The sequence below is a fragment of the Kitasatospora sp. NPDC056731 genome (assembly GCF_040687675.1).
Taxonomy (GTDB): domain Bacteria; phylum Actinomycetota; class Actinomycetes; order Streptomycetales; family Streptomycetaceae; genus Kitasatospora.
This window is the reverse complement of record NZ_JBFBNR010000030.1, coordinates 17,834-29,627: the sequence shown is the minus strand read 5'-3', so window position 1 is coordinate 29,627 and position 11,794 is coordinate 17,834. Positions and strand designations below refer to the sequence as shown.

At 76.6% G+C, this 11,794-nt stretch carries 4 protein-coding genes; all 4 read left to right on the top strand.

The features are described 5' to 3' along the window. The first annotated feature begins 4 nt into the window (after nucleotides 1-4). The 4 genes from AB0R04_RS26890 (at nucleotide 5) to AB0R04_RS26875 (ending at nucleotide 11,794) form a co-directional block, all read left to right on the top strand. Nucleotides 5-5,551: a type I polyketide synthase gene (locus AB0R04_RS26890; protein ID WP_363375596.1), complete on the top strand. Its 5,547-nt coding sequence runs from the start codon at nucleotides 5-7 to the stop codon at nucleotides 5,549-5,551. Beyond that, nucleotides 5,548-8,700 (top strand): amino acid adenylation domain-containing protein, encoded by a 3,153-nt coding sequence (locus tag AB0R04_RS26885; RefSeq protein WP_363375594.1) that lies wholly within the window; start codon nucleotides 5,548-5,550, stop codon nucleotides 8,698-8,700. The genes AB0R04_RS26890 and AB0R04_RS26885 overlap by 4 nt, the downstream gene beginning before the upstream one ends. Nucleotides 8,701-8,774: 74 nt before the next feature. Next, a complete protein-coding gene (locus AB0R04_RS26880; RefSeq protein ID WP_363375591.1) occupies nucleotides 8,775-10,595 on the top strand; it encodes a non-ribosomal peptide synthetase in 1,821 nt (606 codons plus the stop codon). Then, complete coding sequence (locus AB0R04_RS26875) at nucleotides 10,592-11,794, top strand: argininosuccinate synthase-related protein (protein ID WP_363375589.1); 1,203 nt, start codon at nucleotides 10,592-10,594, stop codon at nucleotides 11,792-11,794. The genes AB0R04_RS26880 and AB0R04_RS26875 overlap by 4 nt, the downstream gene beginning before the upstream one ends.

Genomic DNA, 11,794 nt, shown 5'->3' with positions numbered 1-11,794 from the left:
CCCGATGACCACCCACGCCCCCGGGGGCCCGGCCGCCGCACCGTCGGACCTGCCGGACGCGATCGCCGTGACCGGCCTCGCCTGCCGGTTCCCCGGAGCTCCCGACGCCGGGGCCTTCTGGGCCAACCTGGTCGCGGGCCGCGAGAGCGTCACCTTCCGGAGCCCCGAGGAGCTGGCGGCCCTGGGCGTCCCCGCCGAACGGCTGGCCGACCCCCGGTTCGTCGGGGCAGGCGGCGTACTGGAGGGCCTCGCGGAGTTCGATGCCGAGTACTTCGGCATCCCGCCCCGCGACGCCGAGCTGATGGACCCCCAGCACCGGCTGTTCCTGCAGTGCGCGGTCACCGCGCTGGAGGACGCCGGGCAGCTGACCGACGGCGTCGAGGGCGGCGTGGGCGTCTACGCCTCGGCCGGCTTCAACTCCTACCTGACGCACCACCTGCTGCCCAACGCGGCCCACCTGGCCGACCGGGCCGACGTCCAGTGGCTGGCCGCCGGGGACAAGGACTACCTCGCCACCCAGACCTCCTACCGGCTGGGCCTGACCGGCCCGAGCCTGAGCGTGCAGAGCGCCTGCTCCTCCGCCCTGCTCGCGGTCCACCTGGCCGCCGAGGCGCTGCTCAGCGGCGAGTGCGACGTGGCGCTGGCCGGCGCCGTCTCCGCCGGGATCGGCCAGGGGCTCGGCTACCTGCACGCCGAGGGCGGGATCCTCTCCGCCGACGGGCACTGCCGCCCCTTCGACGCCGACGCGACCGGCACGGTCTTCGGCAGCGGCGTCGGCGTGGTGGTGCTGAAGCGGCTGGCCGACGCGGTCGCCGACGGCGACACCGTGCGGGCCGTGCTGCTCGGCTCGGCGGTCAACAACGACGGGAACCGCAAGGTCGGCTTCACCGCGCCGAGCCTGGACGGACAGGTCCGGGTCGTCTCGGCGGCCCAGTCCGTGGCCGGCGTCACGCCCGGCGAGGTCTCCTGCATCGAGGCGCACGGCACCGGCACCGCGCTCGGCGACCGGATCGAACTTGCCGCGCTGGGCCGGGTGTTCGCGGACGCCCCGGACTCCCGCCGGGTACTCGGCGCGGTCAAGTCGAACGTCGGCCACCTGGACACCTGCGCCGGGATGGCCGGGCTGATCAAGACGGTGCTCGCGCTCCAGCACCGCACGCTGCTGCCGACCGTGCACTTCGAGAGCCCCAGCCCCGAGCTGGCCCCGGGCCTGTTCCGGGTGCTGACCGAGGCCGAGCCGTGGTCCGGCCGCGACGGCGCCCGGATCGCGGGCGTCAGCTCCTTCGGCATCGGCGGCACCAACGCCCACCTGATCCTCCAGGACGCGCCGCCGCTGCCCGCCGCGCCCGCCGCCGAGCCCGCGCGGTGGGAGCTGCTGCCGTTGTCCGCCCGCAGCGAGCGGGCGCTCGACCGGGCCGCCGAGCGGATCGGCGCGGCGCTGGCCGGCCCCGGTGCGCCCGACGCGGGCGACGCCGCGTTCACCCTCCAGACCAGGCGGCGCCAGCACCCGTGGCGGCGCGCCGTCCTGTCCGGGCGTTCGGGCGAGGCGTCCCCCGCCACCCAGGCCGTCCAGGCCGTCCAGGCCGTCGCGACCGGTCAGAAGGTCGCCTTCCTCTACCCCGGGCAGGGGGCCGGCCACCCCGGCATGGCGGCCGAGCCGTACCGCGCCGAGCCGCTCTTCCGCGCCGCGCTCGACCGCTGCCTGGAGGCCCTGCGGCCGTGGACCACGGCGCCGCTGCGCGAGCTGCTGCTCGACCCGGCCCACCCGGACCTGTTCGACCGGACCGAGACCGCCCAGCCGGCCTTGTTCGCGGTGGAGTACGCGCTCACCGCGTGGTGGACGGGGCTCGGCATCCGGCCGGTCGCAGTCGCCGGGCACAGCGTCGGCGAGTTCGCGGCCGCCTGCGCCGCCGGGGTCTTCGACCTGCCCGGCGCCGCCCGGCTGGTGGCCGAACGCGGCCGGCTGATGGGCACCATGGCGCCCGGCGCGATGCTGAGCGTCCCGCTGCCCGAGCCGGAGCTGCGCGCCCTGCTGGACGACCCGGCCGGGCCGGAGCTGGCCGCCGTCAACGCGCCCGACCGCTGCGTGGTGGCCGGCGCCCCCGAGGCGGTGGCGCGGCTCGCCGAGCGGCTGGCCGCGCGCGGCGTGGCCGCCCGGCAGCTGGCCGTGCGGCACGCCTTCCACTCCCGGGACGCCGAACCGCTGCTGGAGGAGTTCGCCCGGCTGGTCGCCACCGTGCCCGTCCAGGCGCCCGCCGTGCCGCTCGTCTCCGGCCTGACCGGGCGTGAGCTCACCGCCGAGGAGGCCGCGTCGCCGCAGTACTGGGCGCGCCAGCTGCGGCACACCGTCCGCTTCGCCGACGCGCTCGCCGCGCTGCCGGGCGACGGCCCGCTGCTGGAGCTCGGCCCCGGCCGGGGCCTGAGCGGCTTCGCCGTACGGACCCTGGGCGCCGGGCGCCCCGCGCTGCCCGCTCTCGGCGGCGCCGCGCCCGCCCCGGACCAGCCGCCGGCCCGGCTCACCGCGCTGGCCCGGCTGTGGGAGCGGGGCGCTGAGGTCGACTGGTCCGCCCTCGGCGAGCGGGCCGGGCGCCGGCACGTCTCGCTGCCGGGCTACCCGTTCGAGCCCACCCGGCACTGGTTCGAGCCCACCGCCGCCGAGCCCACCGCCGTCACCCTCCCGGGCTCCGCCGAGCCCGCGCAGGTTTCCGACGGTGCGAGCGGCGTGGACGACTGGCTGCACGTCGTGTCCTGGACGCAGGCCCTGCCGCCGTCCGGCACCGGGCCGCTCCCGTCGTCGGTGCTCCTGCTCGCCGACGAGTCCGGCCTCGCCGAGGCCGTCGCCGGAGAGCTCGCCGCCGCCGGTGCCAAGGTCAGCCTGGTCCGCGCAGGGGCCGGGGCGCCCACCGGGCTCACGCTCGACACCCCCTTCACGCTCGACGCCGACGACCCCGCCGCCTTCCCCGCGCTGGCCGCCGCCCTGGCCGCGCGCGGCACCGCACCGGACGCCGTCCTCTCCTGCTGGGCCCTGGACACCCCGCCGCTGCACCGGGCCACCCCGGGCGAGGCGGCCGACGGCGCGCTGCGCGCCCTCACCGTCCCGGTCCAGCTGGCCCGGGCCCTGGGCGAGGCGTTCCCCGGCCGGCCGCTGCGGATGCTGCTGGTCACCGATGCCGCCCACGGGGTGCACGGGCAGCCCGCCCGCACCCCGCAGGCCGCCGCCGGGCTGGGTGCGGTGCGGGTGCTGCCGCAGGAGCTGCCCGGCGTCACCGTCCAGGCCCTCGACCTGGACTGCCCGACCCGGGAGCCCGAGGAACTGGCCCTGGCGGCGCAGACCGTGGTGGCGCAGCTGCGCGCCGGGCACGCCGCGGCGCCGCTGACCGCCGTCCGCGGCCGGGCGCACCTGGTGCCGGCTCCGGAGCGGCCCGTCCTCACCGACCCGGCCGGGCCGCAGCCCGCCGCGCCGTCCGGCGTGTGGCTGGTCACCGGCGGCCTGGGCGGGATCGGTCTGGCCGTGGCCGGCCACCTCGCCGAGGACGCCGACCGGACGCTCGTCCTGCTCACCCGCCGCGCCGTCCCCGACGGCGCCGGCTGGCGGAGCCTGCGCCCCGAGGGCGCGGCGCCCGCCGCGAGCTGCCCGCCGGAGCTGGCCGAGGCCCTCGCCGGGCTGACGGCGCACGGCGCCCGACTCTGCCTCGTCCAGGCGGACGTCACCGACGAGGCCGCGCTCGGCGCCGCGCTCGACCGGGTCCGGGCCGCGTACGGCCCGATCGCCGGGGTGGTCCACGCCGCCGGGGTGCCCGGCGGCGGCGTCACCGCGCTGCGCAGCGCCGGGGAGATGGCGCGGGTGCTCGCCCCCAAGGTACTCGGCACCGTCCTGCTGGAGCGGCTGACGGCCGTGGACCGGCCGGTACTGGTGCTCTGCTCCTCGGTGCTGGCGGTCACCGGCGCGGTCGGCCAGGCCGACTACACCGGCGCCAACGCCTTCCTGGACAGCTTCGCCGCCGGCTCCCGGGCCGCCGTGTCGATCGGCTGGGACCGGTGGTCGCAGACCGGCATGGCGCTGCGGTCCGGCCGGCGCGACTGGCTCGACGGCGGCGAGGTGCTCGACCACGCCCTGTTCGACGCCCGCCGGGCGGAGCCGGACGGGACGGTGGAGCTGCGGCTGCGCCGCACCGAGCAGAGCATCTGGCCGGCCGAGGAGCACCGGATCGGCGACGTCCCCGTCCTGCCCGGCACCGCGCTGCTCGAACTCGCCGTCGCCGGGCACCGGTTGGCGGTCGGGGACGGGCCGGTCGAGCTGGACGCGGTCTTCACCCACCCGCTGCGGATGCCCGCCGACGCCCCACCCGAGGTCACCCTGCGGCTGCGTCCGGCGCCCGACGGCGGGCACCTGTGGGAGGTGCACTCCACCGCCGTGCCGTCCAGGCCGCACGCCCAGGGCCGGATCGCACCGTACGGGGGCGACTCCCCCGAGCGCCTGGACCTCGACGGCCTCGCGGCCCGCTGCGCCCCGGTGCCGCAGGTCACAGTGCCCTCCGCCGCCAGGGAGCAGCCCGGCGGCGCCAGCGGCCTGCGCACCGGGCCGCGCTGGGAGAGCGTCACCGAGGTCCGCGAGGACGGCAGCGGCGAGGCGATGCTGCGGCTGCGCCTGCCCGAGGCGTTCCACGGCGACCTGGCCGCGCACCCGCTGCACCCCGCGCTGCTGGACACCGCCACCGGCGCCGTCACCGCCCGCACCGGCAGCCACCTGCCGGTCGCCTACCGCCGCCTGGTGGTGCTCGGCCCGCTCGGCCCCGAGGCCGTGGTGCGGGTCGACCGCCGCTCCGGTGACGCCGGGGCGGGCGACACGCTGGTCGTCGACGTGGTCGTCGCCGGGCCGGACGGCACTGCGGCCGTGCTCGTCGAGGGCTTCGTGCTGCGCCCGGCCCCGGCCGCCCCCGGCCCGAACGCTCCTGGCCCGGACGCGGGGCACGCCGCAGCCGCCGGGCCCGAGCAGGGCGGCATCCCGACCCGGGAGGGCCTGCTGGCCTTCGACCGGATCCTGGCCAACCGTCACCTCCCGCACGTGCTGGTCAGCCCCCGCGCGGCCGGGCCGGCCACGCCCGTCCCGCCCGCATCGCAGGCCGCGCCGCCCGCGCCGCAGGCCGCCCCGGCGACCGGCCCCGAGGGGCTGGAGGAGCAGATCACCGCGGTCTGGTCCCGGCTGCTGGGCGTCCCCCGGATCGGCCCCGAGGACAGCATCTTCGAACTCGGCGGCGACTCCCTGCTGATCGTCCAGATCACCGCCGAACTCCAGCGGCAGGGCCTGACCGTCTCCCCCGGCGACCTCTTCGCCCACCCCACCGTCGGACAGCTCGCCGCCCGGCTGCGCGCGGACCGCGCGCCCGCCGCCGCACCCGCGTCCGACGCCCCCGCCCCGCCCACCGCTCCCACCGAGCCCGATCCGGCCCCCGCGAAGGGGTCGGGCGAGGCGTTCTCGGACGCGGACCTCAGCGAAGACGACCTGGCCCGGGTATTCGCCCTGTTCCGGTCAGGAGAGGACACCAAGTGAACGACATCGAGGACATCTACCCGCTCTCGCCGACCCAGGAGGGGATGCTCTTCCACAGCACCACCTCCCCCGAGCACGGCCTGTACGTCGAGCTGACCACCTTCCGGGTGCGCGGCGAACTGGACCTGGCCGAGCTGGGCGCCGCCTGGCAGCGGGCGATCGCCCGGCACCCGGTGCTGCGCACGGCCTTCGTCCGCGAGCGGATCCGCACCCCGCACCAGGTGGTGCTGCCCAAGGCGGACCTGCCGATCGAGTTCCGCGACCTGTCCGGGCTGGACGAGCCGGCCCGGGAGCGCGCCGTCGCCGAGGAGCTGGAGCAGCGCGCCCGCGAGCGCTTCGACCTGGCCCGGCCGCCGCTGATGCGGCTGCTGGTGCTGCGCCTGCCCGACGAGCACCTGGTGGTGTGGACGTACCACCACCTGCTGCTGGACGGCTGGTCCGCCGCGCTGCTGCTGGCCGAGGTCACCGCCGGACTGTCCGGTGACGCCGCCGAGGCGCCCGCGCCGCCCGCCTTCCGCGAGTACATCGCCTGGCTGGGCCGTCAGGAGGCCGAGCGCGACCGCGCGTTCTGGACCGGCTACCTGGCGGGCTACCGCGAGCCGGCGACGCTGAGCCTGCCGGGTGTGCGCCCGGGCGCCAAGCCGTCCGGCGACTTCCGCACGGTGCGCGCCGAGCTGCCCGCCGAGACCGTCACCGCGCTGCGGCGGCTGGCCGCCGGCAAGGCCACCACGCTCAGCAGCCTGGTCGAGGCCGCCTGGGCCGGGACGGTCGCGCGCTACTCCGGCCGCGACGACGTGGTGGTCGGCGTGACCGTCTCGGGCCGCCCCGTCGACCTGGACCGGGCGGACCAGATGCTCGGGATGTTCATCAACACCGTCCCGGTACGGGTGCGGATCGACCGGGAGCTGCCCGGCGACGACTGGCTCGCCCGCCACGCCACGACCCGCCACCCGCTGCTGGACCACCAGCACACCCCGCTGACCGACATCCAGCGCTGGGCCGACACCGCGCCCGGCGTGCCACTGTTCGACACCGTCGTGGTGGTCGAGAACTACCCGGACCGCACCGAGGCGGTGCTCTCCCACGGCGCCGTCACGGTCAGCGACGTCCGCTACGAGACCCGGACCAACTACCCGGTCACCCTGGTCGTGCGGGCCGCCGCCGAGATGCAGCTCCAGGCGGTGGTGGACGCCGGGCGGATCACCCCGGAGGAGACCGCCGCGCTGCTCGACCACGTCGTCGCGGTGCTGACCCGCATCGCCGCGCGGCCCGGCCGCCCGGTCCGCGAGCTGCTGGCCGTCCCCGAGGCGGCCCGCGCCCGCCAGCTCGACACCTGGAACGGCAGCGAGATCGACCGCGGCGAGCCGTCGGCCCTGCTGTCCGGGCTGATCGACGACGCGGTCCGCAGCCGCCCGGACCACCCGGCGGTGGTCGACCAGCAGACCCGGTACAGCTACCGCGAGCTCGACCGGCGGGCCGACGCCCTGGCCCGGCAGCTGGCCGCGCGCGGCGTGCGGCCCGGGGACCGGGTGGGCGTCTGCCTGGGCCGCAGCGCCGACCTGGTGACCGCGATGCTGGCCGTCGCCCGGGCCGGGGCCGCGTTCGTCCCGCTCGACCCGGCCCACCCGGTGGAGCGGATCGGCCTCGTCCTGGCGGACGCGGCCCCGGCCGTGGTGCTCACCGACGCGACCGGCGCGCCCGCGCTGGCCGGCTGGGACGGCGCCGCCGTCGACCTGGCCTCCCTGGACCTCACGCTCCAGGAGACCTCCGCCCAGCTGCCGGGCGCCGCCCCGGACGGCCTCGCCTACCTGATGTTCACCTCCGGCTCCACCGGCCGCCCCAAGGGCGTCGCCGTCGGCCACCGGGCGCTGGCGAACCTGGTGGACAGCCTGGCCCGCCGTCACCCCGGCCTCGACGGCGACACCCGCTTCCTCGCCCTCACCACGCTCAGCTTCGACACCTCGCTGGCCGAGCTGCTGGTGCCGCTCGCCGTCGGCGCGACGGTGCACGTGGGCGGCCAGGCGCTCGGGCTGAGCGGCCGCGAACTCGACCGCTACAGCGTCGAGCACGGCATCACCGCGCTCCAGGCCACCCCGTCCCGCTACCGGGCGCTGCTGGACTCCGACTGGCAGGGCGCCGGCCGGCCCCGGCTCTACAGCTGCGGCGAGGCCTTCCCCGCGGACCTGGCGGCGCCGCTGGCCGAGCGCGGCGAGTCGGTGTGGAACATGTACGGGCCGACCGAGACCACCGTGTACTCCAGCGTCGAGCGGATCACCGCCGACACCACCCGGGTCACCGTCGGCCGCCCGATCGCCAACACCGTGCTGCACGTGCTGGACACCGTGGACGGCGAACTGCTGCCGGTCGGCTGCGTCGGCGAACTGTGCATCGGCGGCGACGGCGTCGCCCAGGGCTACTGGCAGCGGCCCGAGCTGACGGCCGAGCGGTTCGTCACCGACCCGTTCACGGGCGGCCGGATGTACCGCACCGGCGACCACGCCCGCCGCCTGCCCGACGGGCGGATCGAACTGCTCGGCCGGATGGACCGCCAGCTCAAGCTGCGCGGCTACCGGATCGAGCCCGGCGAGATCGAGCAGGTCCTGCTGGCCCTGCCCGAGGTGGCGGCCGCCGCGGTCGCCGTCCGGGAGGGCCGCCTGGTCGCCTGGGTGGTGCCCGCCGACCGGGGCGCCGCGCTCGACGCCCCCGGCGTCCAGACCGGGCTGCGGCGCTCGCTGCCCTCGTACATGGTCCCCGAGGCGGTCACCGTCCTCGCCGAACTGCCGCTCACCCCGGCCGGCAAGACCGACCTGCTCGCCCTGCCCACCCCGGCCGGGTTCGCCGACGAGGCCGCGCCGAGCGGCGGGCCGAGCGGCACGGCGGACCACGAGGCGCTGGTGGCCCGGCTGTTCCGCGAGGTCCTGGCCCTGCCCGAGGTCGGCTTGGACGACGACTTCTTCGAGCTGGGCGGCGACTCGCTGCGCGCCCTGCGACTGGTCTCCCGGCTGGAGGCGGAACTCGGCTGCTCGCTCGACATCGAGCTGCTCTTCGACTCCTCCACGGTCCGCGACCTCACCGCGGCCATCGGCCCCGCCCTGGCCGCCGACGCCGACGCCGACGCCGACGCTTCGGGCTCCGACGCCGACCAGTGAACCAACCGGCGTCCCGGCCGGCCCCGGCCGCCGGGACGCCCCTGCACCGACCACACCGATTGGACACAACCTCCATGGCTAGCTCTACGGCCACGATTCTCGACGACGGCGAACGACGGCTCGACACCCTGCTGCTCTCCCGCTGGGAGGCCGATCCGGCGCAGCCCGCCGTGGTCGACGGCGACCGGGTCCTGCTCGCGGGCGAGCTCAGGGACCGCACCGTGCGGGTCGCCTCGCTGCTGCGCGAGCGGGGGGTGCGCCCGGGCGAGCGGGTCGCGGTCTACCTGGAGCGCTCGGCCGACTTCGTGGTCGCCGTGGCCGGGGTGATCCTGGCCGGCGCCGCCCAGGTCGCCTTCGACGTCAACGACCCGGTCGCCCGCACCCTCGACATGCTGGCCGACTGCACGCCCCGGCTGCTGATCACCACCCCCGAACTGCGCTCCCGCTTCCCCGAGTTGCCGGGCACCGAGGTCGTCACCGTCGACGAGTGCACGGCGGCCCGCCCGGCCGTCCCGTTCGAGCCGGCGGCCGACCTCGCCGAGCAGCCCGCGGTCGTCATCTACACCTCCGGCTCCACCGGCCGGCCCAAGGCCTCGCTGATCCCGCACCGCGCGGTGACCACCCGCCTGCGGGCGCTCCAGCGCAGCCACGGACTCGGCCCGGACGACCGGATGCTGCACCACACCGCGTGCAGCTTCGACATGTTCCTGATCGAGGTGTACTGGCCGCTGATCACCGGCACCACCATCGTCATCGCCGCCCCCGGCCGCCAGCGCGACGCCGACTACCTCGCCGAGACCATCCGCGCGGCCGACATCACCATCTTCTACTGCGTGGTCTCGCTGCTGGAGCTGTTCCTGCTGGCCCGCGGGCCCGAGGAGCGCTTCGACGGCCTGCGGCGCGTCCTCACCGGCGGCGAGCCGCTCGCGCCCGAACTGGTCCGCCGCTTCCACGCCCAGTCCACCGCGCCGCTCACCAACCTCTACGGGCCGAGCGAGTGCACCATCTACTGCACCGCCTGGGTGCCCCCGCGCGACCCCGGCCTGGACACCGTCTACATCGGCCCGGCCATCGAGGACACCACCCTGTGGATCCTCGACGAGGACGGCAAGCCCGTACCGGACGGCGAGCCCGGCGAGCTCTACATCGGCGGCGAGGGCCTCGCCCTCGGCTACCTCAACCGGCCCGAGCTCACCGCGGAGCGCTTCGTCCCGGACCACCTCGGCGACGGCCCCGGCCCGCTCTACCGCTCGGGCGACCTCGTCCGTACCCACCCGGTGGGCGGCCTGGAGTTCCTGGGCCGGGTCGACCTCCAGGTGAAGATCCGCGGCTACCGGATCGAACTGGGCGAGATCGAGTCCGCCGCCCTGCGGGTGCCCGAGGTCCGGCAGGCCGCCGTAGTGGCCCACGGCCGCGGCAGCGACGCCCGGCTGGTCGGCTTCCTGGTGCTCGCCCCCGGCGCCGAGCCCGCGAGCGCCACCGCCGCCGTGCGCGAGACGCTGCGCGGCGCCCTGCCCTCGTACATGGTCCCGGCATCGCTGGCCGCCGTCGACTCGATGCCGCTGACCGCCAACGGCAAGCTGGACCGCGCCCTGCTGACCGAACGGGCCGGGGCCGTCCTGCCCACCGTCACCGACAAACCGCAAGCACCGCCCGGCGACGGCGTGGCCGCCACCGTCTCCACGGTCTGGTGCGAGGTCCTCGGACTGCCCGCCATCGGCCCGGACGACGACTTCTTCGAGATCGGCGGGGACTCCTTCAAGGTGGTCCGCGCCACCCGCAGGCTGGAGACGCTGCTCGGCGTCGAGGTCCCGATGCACCTGATGTACGACGAGCCCACGGTGACGGCCTTCACCGCCGCCCTGGCCGAGCAGGGAACGGAGGGATCGCGGTGACTCCCCAGGTCGTCCGTTCCTTCGGCGAGCTCGACGCGATCGCCCGCGATCCGTCGGCCCCCGTCGTCACCCTGTTCAGCGGCGGGCTGGACAGCAGCTACCTGCTGCACCGCCTGGCCCGGGCCGGCGCCCGCAACGTCCACGCCGTCAGCGTCGATCTCGGCGAGGACGAGAGCAGCGAGCACAAGCAGCGCATCGCCGACCGGCTCGGCATCCGGCTGCACCTGGTCGACGGCCGGCAGGAGTTCGCCGAGGACTACGTCCGCCCGGCCATCGCCGCGCACGCCGTCTACCTCGACACCCACCCGGTCAGCTCCTCGCTCAGCCGCCCGCTGATCGCCAAGGTCGCCGTCGACACCGCCCGCGAACTCGGCGCCACCACCGTGCTGCACACCGCCAACCGCTCCCAGAACACCCTGCGCCGGCTCAACGGCGCCCTCGAACTGCTCGGCTTCGCCGGGCGCTACGGCAGCCCGTACGACCTGGACCCGGTGGACCGGGACCAGAAGATGCGCGAGCTCAAGGAAGCCGGCCTGGAGCAGCTGAGCGAGCGGCTGGTCAGCGGCGACTCCAACCTGTGGTGCCGGGAGTTCGAGTCCGGGATCCTCGACGACCCCGAGGACCACGCCGTGCCCGAGCGGCTCTACCAGTGGAGCGCGCTGCGCCCCGCCGAGGCCCCGGAGGCCGTCGAGGTCGCCTTCGAGGCCGGCCGTCCGGTCGCGGTGGACGGCCGGCGGCTGCCGCTGACCGAGCTGATCGACACCCTCAACCACCTGGTCGGCGCGCACGGCCTCGGCCGGTACAGCGGGCTCGAACACCTGGGCCACGGGCCGAAGGTGCTGGAGATCCGCGAGATGCCCGCCGCCTGGCTGCTGCTGCGCTCGCGCCGCCACCTGGAGACGGCCACCCTCTCCGCCGAGCTGCTGCGGGAGAAGCTGAACCAGGAGCAGCTGTGGGTCCGCGAGGCGCTGGAGGGCCGCTGGTTCGGCGAACTGCGCCGGGCCAGCCAGGCGTTCATCGAGGTCTGCTCGGCGCCCGTCACCGGCTCGGTGCGGTGGCGGCTCTCGGCGGGCTCGGCCGAGACCCGGGCCATCGTCGCCGACCGGCCGCTCTACCTGCGCGACCGGGAGGCCTGGGAGCACCGCTCCGTCGCCGCCGAGCGCGCGGCGTTCAGCCCGAACCAGCCGCAGGAGCGCTGA